This is a genomic window from Pollutimonas bauzanensis (assembly GCF_900129885.1).
GTDB lineage: Bacteria > Pseudomonadota > Gammaproteobacteria > Burkholderiales > Burkholderiaceae_B > Pollutimonas > Pollutimonas bauzanensis.
In genome coordinates this window covers 112,763-130,459 of record NZ_FQXE01000013.1, presented here as the reverse complement: position 1 = coordinate 130,459, position 17,697 = coordinate 112,763, and the positions used below count along the sequence as shown (strand labels likewise).

Genomic DNA, 17,697 nt, shown 5'->3' with positions numbered 1-17,697 from the left:
GCCAGCAATTAGCGTGCCGCGCTATCCCAGCAGCAGTCCGTCATCCGAAATGGTCTCGCCCCGCACGCGCTCGAACATGACCAGCAGGTCGGGCACATCCAGGCCCTGGCGCTGCGGACCCGCCACGTCGAGCACGACATCGCCCTGATGCAGCATGACGGTGCGCTCGCCGACGTCCAGTGCCTGGCGCATGCTGTGGGTGACCATCATGGTGGTCAGCCTGTTCTCGGCCACGATGCGCGTGGTAAGTTCCAGCACGAACTGGGCCGTGCGGGGATCCAGGGCCGCTGTATGCTCGTCCAGCAACAGGATGCGCGAGGGCTGCAAGGCCGCCATCAGCAGGCTGACCGCCTGGCGCTGGCCGCCCGACAGCAAGCCTATGCGGTCGCCGAGGCGGTTTTCCAGGCCCAGCCCCAGCGTGGCGAGGCGCTCGCGGAATTCGCCGCGCATATGGCTTTTTACCGCCAGGGACAGCCCGCGCCGCTGCCCGCGGCTATAGGCCAGCGCCATGTTCTCCTCGATCGTGAGGTCTTCGCAGGTGCCCGCCATAGGGTCCTGGAATACGCGCGCCACCTGGCGGGCGCGGGTCCATACCGGCTGGCCGGTGACATCCTGGCCGTCGATGACAATCGAGCCGCTATCGACGGACAGGTCCCCCGACACGGCGTTGAGCAGCGTCGACTTGCCCGCGCCGTTGGAGCCGATCACGGTCACGAACTGGCCGGCGGGGATCTCCAGGGACAATCCGCGCAATGCCCTGGTTTCGATGGCGGTGCCGGGATTGAAGGTAATGCTCAGGTTCTTGGCGCTCAGCATCTCAGCGGCCCCCTTTCTTGCCGCGCAGGCCTTGCTTGATCAAAGGAATCACCAGCGCGAATGTCACCAGGAGCGCCGTGACGAGGTTCAGGTCCTGCGCCTGCAGGCCGATGAAATCGGCATTCAGGGCCAGGGCGATGAAGAAACGGTAAAGCACCGCGCCCACAATGACGGCCAGCGTCACGACGAACAATTTGCGCGACGGCATGATGCTTTCGCCCACGATCACCGCGGCCAGGCCGATGACGATAGTGCCTATGCCCATGGAGATGTCGGCGCCGCCCTGCGATTGCGCGAAAAGCGCGCCCGCCAGGGCGCACAAGGCATTGGAAAGCGCCATGCCGACCAGCAGCATGGCGCCGGTGGCCACGCCCTGCGAGCGGGCCATGCGCGGGTTGGACCCCGTCGCCCGCATCGCCAGCCCGGTCTTGGTCGAGAAAAACCAGTCCAGCGCGAACTTGATCACGACGAGCAGCACCAGCAGCATCAGGGGGCGCGCGATGTAATCGCTGACGCCGTCGGGCTGCAATAGGGTGAATACGGTGGGCTCCGAGATAAGCGGCACATTGGGCCGGCCCATGACGCGCAGGTTGATCGAATACAGGGCGATCATCATCAGAATGCTGGCCAGCAGATCCATGATCTTCAATTTGACGTTCAACCAGCCGGTGAGCATTCCCGCGACGGCGCCCGCGCAGGTCGCCGCCAGCGTGGCGCTGAAGGGGTCCACGCCAGCGCTGATCAGCGTGGCGGCGGCGGCGCCGCCCAGCGGAAAGCTGCCGTCGACCGTCAGGTCGGGAAAGCGCAGCATGCGGAAGGAAATCAGCACGCCCAGCGCGACCAGCCCGAAAATCAGCCCGATCTCGAGCGCGCCCCATAAAGAATAAAGTGACATGTTGGTGTGTACCGGCCCCGGCCAAAGTAAGCAAAAAGAAACAGGTGGGTTGCTTGCGACAACCCACCTGTTTCATCGACGCGGGTATTTTAATCGACAACCTTGGTGGCCGACTTGAGGAAGGCCTCCGACAGCTCCACCCCCTGCTTCTTGGCCGCGGCGCGGTTGACGTAGAGCTCGAGCTTGTCGCTGGTTTCGGACGCCAGCGTGCCGGCCGGCTGGCCTTTCAGTATCTTGATGACCAGCTTGCCGGTCTGTATGCCCAGGTCGTGATAGTTCACGCCCAGCGCCGCGATCGCGCCGCGCTTGACGCTATCGGTGTCCGATGCGATGAGCGGGATCTTGGCGTCGTTGCCCACCTTGACCAGGGACTCGTAGGCGGAGACGACGTTGTTATCCGTGTTGGTGTAGATGACATCCACCTTGCCCACCAGGCTGCGGGCGGCCGCGCCCACATCCACCGTGCGCGCGGCGGTCGCCTCGACCAGGGACAGGCCCGCCTTGGGCAGGAGTTCGCGCATCTGCTTGACCACCACCATCGAGTTCGCCTCGCCGGGGTTGTAGACCATCCCAACGCGCTTGGCCTGGGGCACCACTTTCTTGATGAGCTGGACCTGTTTTTCGAGCGCCAGGCTGTCGGATACGCCGGTGACGTTGGTTCCCGAAGCGTCCATGGTCTTGACCAGCTGGGCGGCGACCGGGTCCGTCACGGCGGAATACACCACGGGTATGGTTTTGGTGGCGGCCACGACGGCTTGCGCCGAGGGCGTGGCGATGGCCACGATGACGTCGGGCTGGTCGCCCACGTACTTGCGGGCGATTTGAGCCGCGATGGCCGTATTGCCCTGCGCCGTCTGGAATTGCCACTTCAGCCCCTTGGCATCGGTGTAGCCCGCCTTGGCAAGCGCTTCCCTGACCCCGTCCTTGATGGCGTCAAGCGCCGGATGCTCGACAATCGACGTGACCGCGACAGACTGGGCGAGAACCGGGGCTTGCGCCAGCACGCCGGCCAGCGCCACGGCGCCCAGGGCGGACTTGGCAGACTTGCTAAACTTCATGGAAGCTCCTTAACGAATGATGAACGACTACCTTTGCCTTGTGTCGCGGATAGGCATAAGTCTAACGCGTTCAGGAGCGGATTGTCGCGCCATGCCGCGCCAGCAACGCTTTCGCCCAGCGGCGCGCGGGCAGCCCGTAAGCCGCCTCGACCGCGTCGGCGCGGTCGAGCAATTGCAGGGTCGAGACATCCAGCACAGGCCCCTTGAACGCCAGCACCACCCGGTTGCCCGCGTCGATCTCGGGCAATTCCAGCACCCTGCCCTTGAACGCCTTGCGGATATTGTCCAGATTGGGCGGGAAGCTGGCGTGGTCGCCGAACAGGTTCACCGTCATGATGCCGACATCGGCCAGGGCGCGATAGCATCCCTGGTAGAACTCCAGCGTGTCGCGCACCGGGCCCTGCGCGTCGGCATCGTACAGATCGACCATCAATGCCATGTAGCGGCCGATATTCCTGCGCTTGGCCACCCAGACGGCGGCATCGCAGTGGTCGATGACCGAGCGCGGCGTATCGGGCAGGCGGAAATAGGCCCGGCACATGGCGGTAACCCGCGGATTCCATTCCGTCGTCTCGACCGATGCCGGCGTATGCTTGAGCGTGTACCGCAGCAAGGAGCCCGCGCCCAGGCCCAGGATACCCACCGCATCGTCTTTGGACGGCTCGAGAAACAGCAGCCACGCCATCATTTGCTGCGTATAGGCCAGCACCAGTTCCGCCGGCTTGCCCACGCGCATGGCGCCCTGCACCCACTCGGTGCCGAAATGCAGGTAGCGGATGCCGCCGAGCTCGGATAGCGTGGGCTCGTCGGCTTCCCAGGGCTGGGCCTCAAACACGCTCGAAGATGGCGGCAATGCCCTGCCCGCCGCCTATGCACATCGTGACCAGCGCATAGCGGCCCTGGATGCGTTCCAGCTCATGCAGGGCCTTGACGGTGATGATCGCGCCGGTGGCGCCTATGGGATGCCCCAGGCTTATGCCGCTGCCATTCGGATTGACCTTCTTGCCATCCAGTCCGAGTTCTTTGCTCACGGCGCAGGCCTGGGCCGCGAAGGCTTCGTTGGCTTCGATCACGTCGAGCTGGCCTATGGTCAGCCCGGCCTTTTCAAGGGCGATGCGGGTGGCGGGCACCGGCCCCATGCCCATGTATTTGGGGTCGACGCCGGCGTGGCCGTACGAAACCAGCCGCGCCATGGGCTTGAGCCCGCGCGCCTTGGCGGCGGACGCCGTCATCAACAGGACGGCGCCGGCGCCGTCGTTCAGGCCGGAAGCGTTGCCGGCCGTGACCGTGCCGTTTTCTTTGACGAAAACCGGCTTGAGGGAAGAAAAATTCTCGGCCGTCGCGCCCATGCGCACATGCTGGTCGGTATCGAAGACCACATCGCCCTTGCGGGTCTTCTGCACGACCGGGACGATCTGTTCTTTGAAATGGCCATTGGCGATGGCCGCCTCGGCGCGTTGATGCGAAGTCAGCGCCAGGGCATCCTGCTCGGCGCGCGAAATCGCGTACTTCTGGGCCACGTTTTCGGCCGTCACGCCCATGTGCATTTTGTCGAAGGGATCGGACAAGGCGCCCGTCATCATGTCCAGCATGGCGCTGTCGCCCATGCGGGCGCCCCAGCGATGGGAAGGAACGATGTATGGCGCGCGGCTCATGCTTTCGGCGCCGGCGCCGATGGCGATCTCGGCATCGCCCAGCTTGAGCGCCTGCGCGGCGGAAATGATGGCTTGCAGGCCGGAGCCGCAGAGGCGGTTCACATTGAACGCCGGCGTGCCCTGGCCGATGCCGGCGTTCATGGCCGCCACGCGCGACAAATACATATCGCGCGGCTCGGTATTGATCACATGCCCGAACACGACGTGCCCGACGTCGGCGGCGGAAACATTGCTGCGGTCCAGCACGGCGCGCACGACTGTGGCGCCCAAATCGCAGGGAGGCACGTCTTTGAGGCCTCCGCCAAAGTCGCCTATGGCAGTGCGGCATGCTCCGACAACAACAACGTCTTCCATAATGGGTCTCCTGATTTGATGGCAATAGCGGATGGCTCGATACCGGATAATAACGCGCTATCATCATCGGCCAAAAACGATGGACGAAAAAAACGGCAGGGAGTCGCCCCTGCCGCTATCCATTCGGGTACCGCCCGCGGCTCAGCTGCGGGAGTCTTTCGCAGCTACGGGCGGTTTGGCGTCCTCTGTGCGTTTTACCGGTTCGTCGCGGTCGACCTCCGGAGCTACCCAATTCAGAGGCTCAATGACAAAAGGCTGCTTTTTTTGGGTCGGTTTTGGTGACATGCTTAGCTCTCCTAGTGCATTACAAGGGGCGCACCCCGCGCCCCTGTACTCTATAAGGGTACTCCATTATGGCAAATAAAGCCAATCAGCTCAAAGACTTAGATCATGCGCAGGCGCATGCGGGCGAGCCGCGGCGGACAAAAATATGCATTTTTTTGCACGAACGCGCCTCCTAACGTAATATCAGCAGGCTTTCAGCGCCAAAAATCCCGCTCTTGAGCCCATCCATCACCATAAACGCGACCCCATGCAAGCAGGCATCAGCCCCGGAACACCCTCCCTCAACACGGCCATAGAGGTGCCTGACTTTTTCGATCTCATGCCCTGCTCCTTGTGGCTGGAGGACTATAGCGGACTGCGCCGGCTCTTCGACGCCTGGCGCGGGGACGGCGTGGCCGATTTGCGCGGCTTCCTGCTGGAGGACCCGCGCCGGGCCGCCGCCTGCTCCGCCAGCATCCGGGTGCTGCGCGTCAATCAGCATACCTTGGCGCTCTATGCCGCGGACTCGTTCGGCGAACTCGCGGGACGGCTGGACGAAGTGCTGCGCGACGACATGTTCGAGGCCTACCTGGACGAGCTGGAGCAGCTCTGGACCGGACAGGGCGCCTTCCAGAGCAAGAGCGTGAACTATGCCCTGGACGGCCGCCGCCTCGATATCCTGCTCAAAGGCGTGATCCTGCAGGATCGTGAAACCAGCTGGGACCGGGTGCTGGTCGCGGTGGACGACATCACCGAGCTGGAAGACGCCCGTCGCCGGGCGGCCGCCAGCGAGCAATACGCGCGCGGCGTGTTCGAGCATGCGCCGGTTTCCCTTTGGGTCGAGGATTTCCGCAGCATCAAGACGCTGCTTGACGACGTGCGCCGGCAGGGAATCACGGATTTCCGCACCTTCACCGACGTCCATCCTGATTTCGTCGAGCGCTGCATGAGCGAAATCCAGGTGTTCGACGTCAACAGCTATACGCTGGACATGTTCAAGGCGCCGGACAAGGCCAGCCTGCTGGGACGCCTGCCCGAAGTGTTCCGCGACGAAATGCGGACCAGTTTCCGCGAGCAACTGCTGGATCTCTGGGAAGGTCGCCTGTTCCAGCAGCGCGAAGTGATCAATTACGCGCTCGATGGCAGCAAACTGCATATCCACCTGCAGCTCTCGGTATTCTGCGGCCACGAAGAGAACTGGGACCTGGTGCTGCTGGCCCTCACCGACATCACCGCGCGCAAGAAGGCCGAGGCCTATCTGGAATATCTCGGCACGCACGACGTCCTGACCACGCTGAAAAACCGCACTTTCTATGTCGAGGAGGTCAAGCGTTTGTCCAGGAAGGGGCCGCTGCCCATCACCGTGATCGCCATAGACCTGAACGGCTTGAAAGACACCAACGACAACCTCGGCCACTCCGTTGGCGACGCGCTGCTGCGGCGCACCGGGGAGGTTCTGAGCAAGGCCATAGAAAAATCATCCCAGGCCGCCCGCATAGGCGGTGATGAATTCATGGTCCTGCTGCCCGGCATCGAGGAGCAGGAAGGCAATGGCATACTCAACAGCATCCGCCAGTTGGTGGAACTCAACAACCAGTTCTATACGGGCCCGGCGCTCAGCCTGTCCATGGGTATCGCGACTTGCCGGGAAAGCCATCGCCTGCCCGACGCCCTGCGCGAGGCCGACATGGCGATGTACGAAGACAAGCGCCAGCATTATTCCGGCAACGGCGAAGACAGGCGCCAGGCGTAGCGTCCGCCGGCCCGGTCCTGCGCGGCGCGCCGGGGCCTTGCGCGCCGCGCCACGGCCCCGGGGAAGACGGCTCTTGAATTACGCCATGCCAGGGTCTATAGTGTTACCAAACATCATGTGTTGGTGACGGGCTAGGTTGCCGCGCCGCCGGATTCAAGGCTGGACCACTGGCCGCAATGGCTGGCCCAGCTTGACAAAAGGAGCCGCCATGAACATCCAGTCCTTGCATCTCGTCGTCGACCTCAACGGCGACGGCCGCTACAGCCTCTGGGAACTCTGGGAAGCGGTCAAGCTCGTATACCGCCTGCCTGGCAACCTGATGGTCGAAGGCCTGGGCCATATTCCTTACCTTTCCACCGCGCTCCATATCCAGGCTACGCCGGCCACCGGCTACGCCAGCTTCGATGGGCTGATCGCCGTGACGCTGGCCCTCATCTTCTGGGTCGTCGTCGTCTTCAGCGCACTGACGCTCTGTTCGCCCAGCGCCTACGAACCGGACGATGCCCCCGGCGGCGCGGCCGACGCCAGCCGGAACCCGCAATATCACGAAACCGCGCCCGCCGCGGACGACGCCGCTCCGGCCCGGACGCATCGGGGCGCGGCGTCGGCCCAGGCCCGCATGCACCTGCCAGTGAGCCGATCCGTCTACACGGTACCCGGCAAGAAGCCCAAGCGGCGCCATTGGCACCACTTGGTCAATTCCCTGATGGGGCATGCGAAATAGGCAGGATATCGCCAAAAAGTCAGGCGGCTTTGCCGCCGCGGCGGCCGCGCGCCTCTGTCCATACCACCGCGGCAAGCCCCGCCAGCACCATTCCCAGGCCCGCGAAGGCGGTGGCTGGCGGGCGCTCCCCCACGACGAAAACCGCCAGGGCAAAGGCCGTGACCGGCTCGGCCAGCGCCAGCGTCACTCCCGAAGGCCCCGAAATATACTGCAATGCATGGCTGAACAGAAGAAAAGCGACCCCTGTCGACACCACCCCCAGATAGGTCACCACGGTCCAGCCCGCCGCGGTCGAGGAAAAGGGGCCGGCCACGATGAATGCCGCCGGGGCGGAAATGGCGGCGGCCACGCCGAAAACCCATAGCGTCACGATGGCTGGCGGCGCCCGGCGCACCAGGCGCTGGCTGATCAGCGTATAGCCGGCATACGCCAGACCCGCCAGCAAGCATAGTGTGATGCCTCCTGCATCGAGGCGCAGGCCGCCGCCGGCGACGGCCACCATCAGGCCCGCGCCGGCGACGGCGAGCGCCGTTCCCAGCCACCAGACTCCTTGCGGCGCCCGCCCGGTCAGCGCAAATTGCAGCACCCCGGCCCAGACCGGGCCGCTGCCTATGGCCAGCGCCGTGCCGACCGCGACCCCGGTGGCCTTGACGCCGGCGAAGAATGTCAGGTTGTACGCGGCCATGCATAAACCCGCAAGCAGGATCCCGCCCGCCATCCGGCGGCCGCCCGCCGCCACCCGAGCCCCGCCGCCGCGCCAGCCCCGGGCGGCATACGCGCCAAAGAACAGGCAGGCGATGGCCAAGCGCAGCGCGCCTATCCAATAGGGCGAAGTCTGCGGCGGCGCGAAACTCTGCGCCGTTCCCGTGGTGCCCCACAGCACGGCCGCGCCCAGCGCCATGCAGGCCCCTGTCATCGAGGAATTCTTCATGTTCATGTGCGCATGCTAGGGCATGCGGGCGCGGCCAAATGTCGAGAGACTCTCGTCTTGCGGTTCAGCGCTTGCGCAATTGCCGGGCGCCCCATTGGCGATCGCGCCGCAGCGCGTGGCCCAGCGCGCTCGCCGAACGGTAGCCCACCCGCAAGGCGCTGGCCTCGAGCAAAACGCCGCCGCGCAACAGGCGTCCGGCCGCATCGAGCCGGCGCGCCCGCAGGTAGGCCTGCGGCGCCAGGCCGGTCAGCTCGAGCAGCCGGGCATGAAACCGCTGCGGACTCAGGAAAAACAGCGCGGCCATGCGCGCCGTGGTCCACGGTTCATGCAGGGCATGGTCCAGCGCCGCGTCGAGGCGCTCCAGGTCTATGCCGCGGCGCGCGGCAATGCCCGGCGCATCGAGGATCAGGGCCAGCTGGGCGAAGACGTCCGGCCCCGCCGCGCCGCGCCGGCACGCCGCCGTGACCGCGAACCGTCGCACGCGGTCGATGCCGGCCTGCGCCGGCGCATCGATCACCAGCATGCGCACGTCGCGCGGCGCCATATAGCCATGGGCCACGCCAGCCGGAATGATCATGCCGCAGGAACTGTCGGCAAAAGCGCTGCGCCCGCCGACTTCCAGCTCCATCCGGCCGCGCAGCGCAAACATCAGCTGCGCATGGTCATGGGCGTGACTGATGTATTCGCCGCTATACCGGCGGATGCTGCACGAAGGCATGCAAGAATGGAAAAGGTCGAGCGGCATCGTATTGGGCTCCACATCGCGGCCAGTATATCAATTTCTTTCCCATCTTTTGATTCAAAGCCCACAGTCCGGAGGGGATAGACCGGACCAGTGCGCGCGACATGGCCTTCTAGACATCGTCCCGATACGCGAGAGCGATCATATCGCCTGAGTTGGAAAATCAGGCAAGCCGTTGAATGAGCGCCTGGGTAAGATCGCGTGTCGACGCCTTGCCGCCCAAATCGGGCGTCTTGATATTGTCCTCGTTCAGCGTCAAATGTATGGCTTTGCGCAGGCGATCGCCCATTTCAGGCTCGCCCACATGGTCGAGCATCAGGCCGGAAGCCAGCAGCAAAGACAACGGATTGGCAATGCCGCGTCCCGCGATGTCCGGCGCCGATCCATGCACGGCCTCGAAGATCGCGACATCCTTGCCTATATTCGCACCCGGAGCCAAGCCCAGCCCGCCGACCAATCCGGCTATTTCATCGGACAGAATATCGCCGAAGAGGTTGGTGCATAGCAGCATGTCAAACTGCCAGGGGTTCAAGACCAGTTGCATGGCGCACGCATCGACGATGCGGTCGTCCAGTTGGACCCGCCCCTCGTATTCGCGGGCAACGTTGCGCGCTTCTTCGAGGAACAAACCGGTCAATATCTTCAGGACGTTCGCCTTGTGGACGACAGTGATTTTCTTGCGATTGTGCTTGAGGGCGTATTCGAACGCATAGCGGGCGATGCGGCGGCTGCCTTCACGCGTATTTGCGCCCGCCGAGATTGCGACAGCGCGCGGGTCATCGCCTATCGGCAGATAGTGTTCATGCGCAACATAGAAACCCTCGAGATTTTCACGGATAAGAACAATGTCTATGTTTTCATAGCGTCCCGGAACGATGGTACGAGCGGGGCGCACATTGGCGTACAGGCTGAATGCTTCACGCAGCCTGACATTCGCCGATCGAAAGCCGCCACCGATAGGCGTCGTCAACGGCCCCTTTAGCGCCAGGCCCGTGCGTCGTATGCTGGCCAGCAGATCTTCGGGCAACGGATCGCCCTTGGCTTGCAGACCGGCGACGCCGGCAAGCTGCATGTCCCATTCGAAAGGCGCCTTCAATGCGTCGAGTACGGCTACCGCTGCATTCACGACTTCCGGGCCGATGCCGTCTCCAGGAATCAAGGTGGCGGGGATCAAGGCTTTATGTTGGATCGTCATGGTTACAGTCCGTTATCGAAATTACTATGGTATGTATGGTATGGATATTCAGGCCAGGTCCGAATGCGTCATTCGCATCTCCCCTTTCTGCATCATCGTCACGCAAAATGAAACAGATGCACGGGCGTTTCGCCCAGCACGATCGCCTGATCGGCGGACGACGGCAACCATTCTTCCAGGCGCGCTTTTGCGGCTTGTATGCTTTCGGTCGCCTCGAATTGGCTGTGCGGCCAGTCGCTGCCCCACACTAGCCGCTCCAGCCCGAAGGTCTTGCGCAACAAAGGCATCGCCGCCAGCGCGATGGCCGCGCCCCGGCCATCGGGACCATTGCGATAGGAGGCCGCCACCTTCACCCAGACGCGGCGCGACGCCGCACAGGACAATAGATAGCGGAATCCCGGGTCGTCCACGCCGAGCGCGGGATCAGGCCGGCCGAAATGATCGACAACGACATTGACCCCGGATGCCGATAGCAAGGGATCGAGCAGTTGCGCCAGATCGCCAGCCTGGCGATGAATCTCCACGTGAAAATTCAAGGCGGTCAGCATCCTGAGCAGCCGCGGCCATGGGTCGGCGCGCATGTCGGGCAGTGGCTGGCCGATCAGATTGAGGCGTATGCCGACGACGCCAGAGTCCGCCATGCGCGACAGTTCGTCTTCTGACACTTCGGGATCGACGACGGCGACACCACGAAGCCGCTGCGGCTTGCGCCCAAGGGCGGCCAACAGGTAGCTGTTGTCGGAGCCCAGGAAACTGGGCTGGACCAGCACGCCGTGACTAATTCCGTTCGCATCCAAGTAGCCCAGATACTCCTCCAGCGTGGCATCGTGGCCGGGCAGGTAGCGCGGGCTATGGACAATGGGCAAATTGCGCTCGAAAATATGCGCATGGCTATCCACGGTAATCAATGTGATTCTCCCTGCTGTTTGGTCGATTGGCCGGCCTGTCGGTTCAGTCGACCTTGATGTTGTTGTGGCGAATGATTTCGCCAGCCCGGTCCGACTGTTCCTGCACGAACTTGACCGCCGCCTCGCGCCCTCCAGGCAAACGCTGGCCGCCCAACTCCTTGATTCTGTCGGACACAGAGGGAGAATCGAGAGCCTGCTCCAGTGCGAGTGCAAGCTTGTCAACGATTTCGGGCGGCGTGCCTTTGGGCGCGAACATTCCATTCCATTCGTATGACTCGGCGTCGACAACGCCAGCTTCCTTGAGCGTCGGCACGTCCGGCAAGGCCTCAGCCCTGGTTGAACCGGTCACCGCCAGGGCGCGCAGTTTGCCTGCCTTGATATGGGCGATGGACGATGCGACGTTGGCAAAATACATCGGAACCTGACCGCCCATGACGTCCGTCATAGCCGGACCGCCGCCTTTATAGGGAATTTGCTCGAGCTTGATCCCGGCCTTTTCCATGAAAAGCACCGTACCCAGATTTTGCGCCGAGCCATTGCCGGCGGATGCATAAAACACGCCGCCAGGCTCGGCTTTGGCAAGGCCGATCAGGTCAGCAAGCGACTGGGCCGAGAAACTGGGCGTGACAACGATTACGGATGGGAAACGAGCCAGCACGCCAACCGGCACGAAGGCCTTTATCCCATCGTAGGGCAGCTTCGGGTACAGGTTCGGGTTGATAGAGAACGATGCCGCATCGACGAGCAGCGTGTAGCCGTCAGGAGCGCTATTGGCGACGTAGCTCGCACCGATTTGCGCGCTAGCCCCGGGCTTGTTTTCGACGATGACGCTCTGCTTCAACTGCGCCGACATTTTCTGGGCCACCAGGCGCGCCATCAGGTCGGCGCCGCCGCCCGGAGGATAAGACACCACGATAGTGATCGGTTTGCTGGGCCACTCGCTGGCAGCCTGCGCCGGAGCGCAGAATAACATTGTGACGCTGACGGCGGAGCTAAAAAGTATATGCGTAGTTTTGCAAAGGGAAAACATACTGCCTCCATGTATTATTGTCGGGGAGGCCTATTATTCCGCTCTGCGGCTAATACCGCGATAGGTCAATGACTGTATCAGCTATGCCGTTTCGTTCTAGCTCACGTTTGCATGCAAGCATAGGCATATTAGGATGAGTATTTTGAATAACAACATGATAGATTGAAAATGAAATTAGCCACCTGGAACATCAACTCCCTGAAAGTACGCCTGCCGCAGGTGCTGGACTGGCTGGCCGCCAATCCGGTCGACGCGCTGTGCCTGCAGGAACTCAAGCTGCCCGACGAAAAGTTTCCGCTGGAGGCTTTCACCGAGATCGGCTACCAGGCCAACTGGGCCGGCCAGAAGACCTATAACGGCGTGGCCGTCATTACCCGCGGCGCGGGCACCGATGTGCAGCGCAATCTGCCCGCATACGACGACCACCAGCAGCGCATCATTGCCACTACCCTGGACAGCCCCATGGGCGACATCCGCGTGATCAGCGCCTATTGCCCCAACGGCCAATCCATAGGCAGCGACAAATACGAATACAAGCTCGAGTGGTTCAAAGCGCTGCGCTCATGGCTGCGCGACGAGCTGCAGCGCTACCCTCGCCTGGCCATCCTGGGCGACTACAATGTGGCTCCCAAGGACGAGGATGTCCACGACCCCTTGAAGTGGATAGGCGACGTCCTGGTCTCCGAGCCCGAGCGGGAGGCCTTCGGGTCCCTGCTGGAGCTGGGCCTGAGCGACGCGTTCCGCCAGTTCGAACAAGAGGAAAAATCCTTTACCTGGTGGGACTACCGCCGTTACGCCTTTCGCCGCAATGCCGGCCTGCGTATCGACCATGTATTGCTGTCGCAGGCACTGCAGCCCTATTGCACGGCCTGCGTCATCGACAAGGCGCCGCGCGCCAATGAGCAGCCGTCCGATCATGTCCCGGTGATCGCCACGCTTGATTTTGCCGCCGCGCTTGCCTGATTTGCGCTTTATCACGCCCGGCCAAGATATTCGCCATGCCGTCGCCGCAGCACATATACTGCTGTTTCAGCAAGGTATCGCTATTAACATTTCGACATCGTGTTCGTTCCATCAGCTGTTAACGTAGCCCAACTTGGATATGACAGGTTCTATGATGCTTCGAGTTTTAAAGTTGGGCGGCGCCCAGCGCGTTTCAGAGTACTTTAAAAACATTGCCCCCGGCATATTTCTTCAAGAGCTATACAACCGGCCAGGCGCCATCGGCGCCATATGCCCCAGTTCGCGCTATCTGGCGCGGCAGATGGCGCGGCAGCTTCCCGAATCCAGCGATGGGCTGATCATCGAGCTGGGCGGCGGCACGGGCGTGATAACCCGCGCCCTGCTCGACCACGGCGTGGCCCCGGAACGGCTCAAAGTCATCGAATTTTCCAGCCCCTTCGTCCAGCGGCTGCGCCAGCGCTTCCCGCAGGTCGATATCATCCATGGCAATGCGGCGGACCTCGGCGACCTGATTCCCCGCAACATCAAAATCCGGGCCATCGTCTCCAGCCTGCCCCTGTGTTCGCTGCCCGAGCCCATAACGCAAGCCATCTTGCGGCAATGGCAAACGCTGTTGCACGACGGCGGCGTGGCCATTCAATTCACGTACAATCTGCGCTTGCCGAAATGGCGCAGCTACGTACAGGCCCACCAGACCAATTCCAAAGTCGTCTGGGCCAATCTGCCCCCGGCCAACATCACCACTTTTTCGTACAAGTCAGCCAAGCTGCCACACCCCGCCCATGAATGCCCTTAGCCACGTCGTTGAAACACTGGAGCACGGTCTCGTACTGGACGTCACTGTCGAAGACCTGCAATTCCGCGCCTATGTCGTCCTGAGCGAACCCGACATCAACCGGGTCGCCGACTTCGTTCCGCGCGACCAGTTCGAGCGCGACGGCGATGTCCACGTGGCCGCCATTCACCAGGCCGACGAGGCGCGCGGACAGATCCAGGACATCACTTTCAACATGAACCCGGGCGACGCGGCGGTATTCCTGTGCGTGAACCAGCAGGCCTACCTCGACGCCCTGGAAGAACTCGGACTAGCCGCGCCCGAACCATTGAATTAGGGCGCGCGGCGCTGCGGCGTCCCCGGCGCCGGTCCCTCTTACTTTGTAAAAAAATACCGCATAAGAGCGCCGGCATCGAAAAACCGCCGGCGGATTTGCTATCCTTGCCTGTTCCAATTGTTACTGATTAATTATCATGTCGTCCTACTCCGGCAATATATTCATGGTGGTCGCGCCCAGCGGAGCCGGCAAATCCAGCCTGGTCAACGCGTTGCTGGACCAGGACCCCAGCCTGGTCCTGTCCATCTCCTGCACCACCCGCGCGCCGCGGCCGGGCGAGCAAGCCGACAAACACTACCGCTTTGTCAGCGCCGACGAATTCCTGGCCCTGCGCGATGGCAACGCCCTGCTGGAATGGGCGGAAGTCCATGGGAATTTCTACGGCACGCCGCGCGACCGGATCGATGCCGCGCTCGACCAGGGCAAGGACGTGCTGCTCGAAATCGACTGGCAAGGCGCGCGCCAGGTGCGCGAGCACTATCCGCAAGCAATAGGCATCTTCATACTGCCGCCGTCCATCGAAGCGCTGGAATCGCGCCTGACCAACCGCGGCCAGGACGCGCCGCATGTGATTTCGCGCCGGCTGCTGGCCGCCGGCAGTGAGATGTCGCATGTATCAGAGTGCCAATATGTTATTATTAATCAAGAATTTAGCACTGCATTGCTACAACTGGGGCAAATTGTTGCAGCGACCCGCCTGCGCTATGGCACCCAGGCCGCCCGCAATGCCGAACTCTTTTCGCAACTAGGCATCAGCAAAACGCTGGCCTGACTCCCCCAACCCCCTTGCTTATAGGTTAACCATGGCCCGTATTACTGTTGAAGACTGTCTGGACAAAATCCCCAATCGCTTTAACCTGACCTTGGCCGCCACTTACCGCGCGCGCGAACTGGCGCAAGGCCACGAGCCCCGTCTTGACAGCAAAGATAAACCCACTGTGACGGCTTTACGCGAAATCGCTGCCGGTGTGACCGGCGTGGAAATGCTGCGCAAAGTCCCCACCTGATCCCGCAGGGCGAGGCTCATGGCGTTTACCAGTCTTCGTGGTGCTTCCTCCGGGCTCTTGGCCGTCCTCAAGAAGGGCTCCCGCCTGCGCCGGGGCAAGCCGCAAAAAACCACGCTGCTCGCCAGCACTGACAGCCCGCCCAACACCATAGCCTCGCTGGCGCCGCTGACCAAGGTCATCAGCCACTACCTCAGCCCCAAGGACGTCGAACGCGTCAAAGAGGCCTATCGGTTTTCCGACCAGGCTCATCTGGGCCAGTTCCGGGCCAGCGGCGAACCTTATATTTCCCATCCCATCGCCGTAACCGAAATCTGCGCCGGGTGGAAGCTCGACGCCGATTCGCTGATGGCCGCCCTGCTGCACGACGTGATCGAAGACCAGGGCGTGACCAAGCAGGAACTGGCCGAGAAATTCGGCGCGGACGTCTCGGAAATCGTCGACGGCCTGTCCAAGCTCGACCGGCTGGAGTTCGCCACCAAGGCCGAACAGCAGGCCGAAAGCTTCCGCAAGATGCTGCTGGCCATGGCGCGCGACGTGCGCGTCATTCTGATCAAGCTGGCCGACCGCCTGCACAACATGCGCACGCTGGGCGCGGTCAGCCCGGAAAAGCGCCGCCGCATCGCGCGCGAAACGCTGGACATCTACACCCCCATCGCGCACCGCCTGGGCCTGAACGCGCTGTTCCGCGAGCTTCAGGACCTTTGTTTCCAGGCCATACACCCGAACCGCTATCAGGTCCTGTACAAGGCCATGATGGCCGCCCGCGGCAATCGTCGCGAAGTGCTGGGCAAGATCTCCGACGCGGTGCGGGTCGCCTTGCCGGCGGCCGGCATCGAAGCCGAAGTCAGCGGCCGGGAAAAGTCCCTCTACAGCATCTACGCGAAAATGACCGAACAGAAAAAGTCGTTTTCCGAAGTGCTGGATATCTACGGATTCCGGGTCATTGTCCATACCCTGCCCGAATGCTATCTGGCGCTGGGGACACTGCACCAGTTGTACCGTCCGGTTCCGGGCAAGTTCAAAGACTACATCGCCATCCCCAAGCTCAACGGCTACCAGTCGCTGCACACCACGCTGGTGGGCCCCTACGGCACCCCGGTGGAGTTCCAGTTCCGCACGCGCGACATGGACCATGTGGCCGAAGAAGGGGTGGCGTCGCATTGGCTCTACAAAGAAGACAATGTCACCCTCAATGACCTGCAAAAGCGCACCCACCAGTGGCTGCAGTCGCTGCTGGACATCCAGAGCCAGACCGGCGATTCGGGGGAATTCCTCGAGCACGTGAAAGTGGATCTTTTCCCCGACGCGGTGTATGTGTTCACGCCGCAAGGCAAGATCCTCTCCCTGCCGCGCGGCGCGACGCCGGTGGACTTCGCCTATACCATACATACCGATATCGGCAACCAGGCCGTCGCCTCCAAGATCAACGGCGAATTCGCGCCCTTGCGCACCGAGCTCAAAAGCGGCGACGCCGTGGAAATCATTACCTCGCCGGCATCGCGGCCGAGCGCGCAATGGCTCAACTATGTGCGCACGGGCCGGGCCCGCTCGGAAATCCGCCATTACCTGCGCACCGTCAAGCTGGAAGAGTCGGTGGCGTTTGGCCAGCGCCTGCTGAATCAGGCTTTCGACCAGTTGCATTTGCCGCATCCGGCCGACGACGACCCCGATTGGGAAAAGCTGGCCAAAAGCTCAGGCGCGTCTTCGCGCGAAGAGATCCTGGCCGACATCGGCCTGGGCAAGCGGCTGGCCGCCGTGGTGGCGCGCCGCTTCGCGCCCGAAAACGCCATTCTGGCGACCACGGCGGCGGCCTTTGACGATCTGGCCTCCGCCAACAGCGCGCCCATCCTGATCCATGGCAACGAAGGCCAGGCCGTCCAGCTGGCGCCCTGCTGCGGCCCGCTGCCGGGCGACGCCATCATCGGCGGAATCCGCCTCGGGCATGGGCTGGTGGTGCACATGGAAGAATGCGCAGTCGCCCAGCGCCAGCGGGCGCGCGAACCCGAACGCTGGATCCCGGTATTGTGGGACACCAACACCGCAAGGCATTTGTCGACCCGGCTCGACGTCACGGTCATCAACGAGCGCGGCGTCCTGGGCCGGCTGGCCGCCGAGATAACCGAAGCCGACTCGAACATCATGCATCTGACCATGCAGGACGACGCCGCCTCGACCGGCCTGCTGCACTTGACCGTGCAGGTCGACAGCCGCAAGCACCTGGCCCAGGTGATACGCGCCATACGCCATGTGCCGCAGGTGCAGAAGATCGTGCGCCTCAAGGGCTGAGCCG

General features: G+C 62.8%; 18 protein-coding genes. 8 read left to right on the top strand and 10 right to left on the bottom strand.

Features of this window, described 5'->3' with window-relative positions:
- Positions 1-21: 21 nt before the first annotated feature.
- The 5 genes from BUB23_RS20350 to BUB23_RS20330 all read right to left on the bottom strand — a co-directional run bounded on the left by BUB23_RS20350 (position 22) and on the right by BUB23_RS20330 (position 4,778).
- Positions 22-816, bottom strand: a complete 795-nt coding sequence (locus BUB23_RS20350) for an ABC transporter ATP-binding protein (protein WP_073106978.1) — start codon at positions 814-816, stop codon at positions 22-24.
- 1 nt (position 817) lies between these two features.
- Positions 818-1,711, bottom strand: coding sequence for an ABC transporter permease (locus BUB23_RS20345; RefSeq protein ID WP_073106975.1), 894 nt, complete (start codon positions 1,709-1,711; stop codon positions 818-820).
- An 89-nt stretch (positions 1,712-1,800) separates the two neighbouring features.
- Complete coding sequence (locus BUB23_RS20340) at positions 1,801-2,769, bottom strand: ABC transporter substrate-binding protein (RefSeq protein ID WP_073106971.1); 969 nt, start codon at positions 2,767-2,769, stop codon at positions 1,801-1,803.
- A gap of 70 nt (positions 2,770-2,839) precedes the next feature.
- The gene (locus BUB23_RS20335) at positions 2,840-3,622 is read right to left on the bottom strand and encodes a class I SAM-dependent methyltransferase (protein ID WP_425439567.1); all 783 of its coding nucleotides are present in this window, start codon (positions 3,620-3,622) and stop codon (positions 2,840-2,842) included.
- Positions 3,597-4,778: an acetyl-CoA C-acyltransferase family protein gene (locus BUB23_RS20330; RefSeq protein ID WP_073106966.1), complete on the bottom strand. Its 1,182-nt coding sequence runs from the start codon at positions 4,776-4,778 to the stop codon at positions 3,597-3,599. Before BUB23_RS20330 ends, BUB23_RS20335 begins: the two co-directional genes overlap by 26 nt.
- Before the next feature lie 532 nt (positions 4,779-5,310).
- On the opposite strand from BUB23_RS20330, the gene BUB23_RS20325 reads away from it, so the two are divergent.
- Both BUB23_RS20325 and BUB23_RS20320 read left to right on the top strand, forming a co-directional pair.
- A complete protein-coding gene (locus tag BUB23_RS20325) occupies positions 5,311-6,795 on the top strand; it encodes a sensor domain-containing diguanylate cyclase (RefSeq protein ID WP_073106963.1) in 1,485 nt (494 codons plus the stop codon).
- Positions 6,796-7,003: 208 nt separating this feature from the next.
- Positions 7,004-7,519 (top strand): hypothetical protein, encoded by a 516-nt coding sequence (locus BUB23_RS20320; protein WP_073106961.1) that lies wholly within the window; start codon positions 7,004-7,006, stop codon positions 7,517-7,519.
- 19 nt (positions 7,520-7,538) lie between these two features.
- Here the strand turns inward: BUB23_RS20320 and BUB23_RS20315 are convergent, their stop codons facing one another.
- The 5 genes from BUB23_RS20315 to BUB23_RS20295 all read right to left on the bottom strand — a co-directional run bounded on the left by BUB23_RS20315 (position 7,539) and on the right by BUB23_RS20295 (position 12,172).
- Complete coding sequence (locus BUB23_RS20315; protein ID WP_073107109.1) at positions 7,539-8,450, bottom strand: DMT family transporter; 912 nt, start codon at positions 8,448-8,450, stop codon at positions 7,539-7,541.
- Positions 8,451-8,514: 64 nt separating this feature from the next.
- Positions 8,515-9,195: a helix-turn-helix domain-containing protein gene (locus BUB23_RS20310; RefSeq protein ID WP_073106958.1), complete on the bottom strand. Its 681-nt coding sequence runs from the start codon at positions 9,193-9,195 to the stop codon at positions 8,515-8,517.
- A gap of 160 nt (positions 9,196-9,355) precedes the next feature.
- On the bottom strand, positions 9,356-10,387 hold the full coding sequence (locus BUB23_RS20305) for an isocitrate/isopropylmalate dehydrogenase family protein (protein WP_073106956.1): 1,032 nt from the start codon (positions 10,385-10,387) through the stop codon (positions 9,356-9,358).
- A gap of 98 nt (positions 10,388-10,485) precedes the next feature.
- The gene (locus BUB23_RS20300; RefSeq protein ID WP_425439568.1) at positions 10,486-11,379 is read right to left on the bottom strand and encodes an amidohydrolase family protein; all 894 of its coding nucleotides are present in this window, start codon (positions 11,377-11,379) and stop codon (positions 10,486-10,488) included.
- Positions 11,339-12,172, bottom strand: a complete 834-nt coding sequence (locus BUB23_RS20295) for a Bug family tripartite tricarboxylate transporter substrate binding protein (RefSeq protein WP_245801337.1) — start codon at positions 12,170-12,172, stop codon at positions 11,339-11,341. The genes BUB23_RS20300 and BUB23_RS20295 overlap by 41 nt, the downstream gene beginning before the upstream one ends.
- Before the next feature lie 321 nt (positions 12,173-12,493).
- Here BUB23_RS20295 and xth point away from each other — a divergent pair, with 321 nt between their 5' ends.
- The 6 genes from xth (at position 12,494) to BUB23_RS20265 (ending at position 17,693) form a co-directional block, all read left to right on the top strand.
- The gene (xth, locus tag BUB23_RS20290) at positions 12,494-13,288 is read left to right on the top strand and encodes an exodeoxyribonuclease III (protein ID WP_073106949.1); all 795 of its coding nucleotides are present in this window, start codon (positions 12,494-12,496) and stop codon (positions 13,286-13,288) included.
- Between the two features lie 151 nt (positions 13,289-13,439).
- Positions 13,440-14,084: a class I SAM-dependent methyltransferase gene (locus tag BUB23_RS20285; RefSeq protein WP_084136165.1), complete on the top strand. Its 645-nt coding sequence runs from the start codon at positions 13,440-13,442 to the stop codon at positions 14,082-14,084.
- Positions 14,071-14,400: a hypothetical protein gene (locus tag BUB23_RS20280; RefSeq protein WP_073106946.1), complete on the top strand. Its 330-nt coding sequence runs from the start codon at positions 14,071-14,073 to the stop codon at positions 14,398-14,400. Before BUB23_RS20285 ends, BUB23_RS20280 begins: the two co-directional genes overlap by 14 nt.
- 136 nt (positions 14,401-14,536) lie before the next feature.
- Positions 14,537-15,172, top strand: a complete 636-nt coding sequence (gene gmk, locus BUB23_RS20275) for a guanylate kinase (RefSeq protein WP_073106943.1) — start codon at positions 14,537-14,539, stop codon at positions 15,170-15,172.
- 31 nt (positions 15,173-15,203) lie between these two features.
- Positions 15,204-15,407 carry a DNA-directed RNA polymerase subunit omega gene (gene rpoZ / locus BUB23_RS20270; RefSeq protein WP_073106940.1) on the top strand — a complete coding sequence of 68 codons (204 nt, stop codon included), beginning with the start codon at positions 15,204-15,206 and terminating at the stop codon, positions 15,405-15,407.
- A gap of 18 nt (positions 15,408-15,425) precedes the next feature.
- Positions 15,426-17,693 carry a RelA/SpoT family protein gene (locus BUB23_RS20265; protein WP_073106938.1) on the top strand — a complete coding sequence of 756 codons (2,268 nt, stop codon included), beginning with the start codon at positions 15,426-15,428 and terminating at the stop codon, positions 17,691-17,693.
- Positions 17,694-17,697 lie beyond the last annotated feature (4 nt).

Bases quoted from the DNA above. Each gene is read 5' to 3' on its own strand.
- BUB23_RS20305 (WP_073106956.1), bottom strand. From the start codon at position 10,387: ATGACGATCCAACATAAAGCCTTGATCCCCGCCACCTTGATTCCTGGA.
- xth (WP_073106949.1), top strand. From the start codon at position 12,494: ATGAAATTAGCCACCTGGAACATCAACTCCCTGAAAGTACGCCTGCCG.
- BUB23_RS20285 (WP_084136165.1), top strand. From the start codon at position 13,440: ATGATGCTTCGAGTTTTAAAGTTGGGCGGCGCCCAGCGCGTTTCAGAG.
- BUB23_RS20280 (WP_073106946.1), top strand. From the start codon at position 14,071: ATGAATGCCCTTAGCCACGTCGTTGAAACACTGGAGCACGGTCTCGTA.
- BUB23_RS20340 (WP_073106971.1), bottom strand. From the start codon at position 2,769: ATGAAGTTTAGCAAGTCTGCCAAGTCCGCCCTGGGCGCCGTGGCGCTG.
- BUB23_RS20325 (WP_073106963.1), top strand. From the start codon at position 5,311: ATGCAAGCAGGCATCAGCCCCGGAACACCCTCCCTCAACACGGCCATA.
- BUB23_RS20295 (WP_245801337.1), bottom strand. From the start codon at position 12,172: ATGGCGCGCCTGGTGGCCCAGAAAATGTCGGCGCAGTTGAAGCAGAGC.
- BUB23_RS20350 (WP_073106978.1), bottom strand. From the start codon at position 816: ATGCTGAGCGCCAAGAACCTGAGCATTACCTTCAATCCCGGCACCGCC.
- BUB23_RS20315 (WP_073107109.1), bottom strand. From the start codon at position 8,450: ATGAAGAATTCCTCGATGACAGGGGCCTGCATGGCGCTGGGCGCGGCC.
- gmk (WP_073106943.1), top strand. From the start codon at position 14,537: ATGTCGTCCTACTCCGGCAATATATTCATGGTGGTCGCGCCCAGCGGA.
- BUB23_RS20320 (WP_073106961.1), top strand. From the start codon at position 7,004: ATGAACATCCAGTCCTTGCATCTCGTCGTCGACCTCAACGGCGACGGC.
- BUB23_RS20345 (WP_073106975.1), bottom strand. From the start codon at position 1,711: ATGTCACTTTATTCTTTATGGGGCGCGCTCGAGATCGGGCTGATTTTC.
- rpoZ (WP_073106940.1), top strand. From the start codon at position 15,204: ATGGCCCGTATTACTGTTGAAGACTGTCTGGACAAAATCCCCAATCGC.
- BUB23_RS20265 (WP_073106938.1), top strand. From the start codon at position 15,426: ATGGCGTTTACCAGTCTTCGTGGTGCTTCCTCCGGGCTCTTGGCCGTC.
- BUB23_RS20310 (WP_073106958.1), bottom strand. From the start codon at position 9,195: ATGCCGCTCGACCTTTTCCATTCTTGCATGCCTTCGTGCAGCATCCGC.
- BUB23_RS20330 (WP_073106966.1), bottom strand. From the start codon at position 4,778: ATGGAAGACGTTGTTGTTGTCGGAGCATGCCGCACTGCCATAGGCGAC.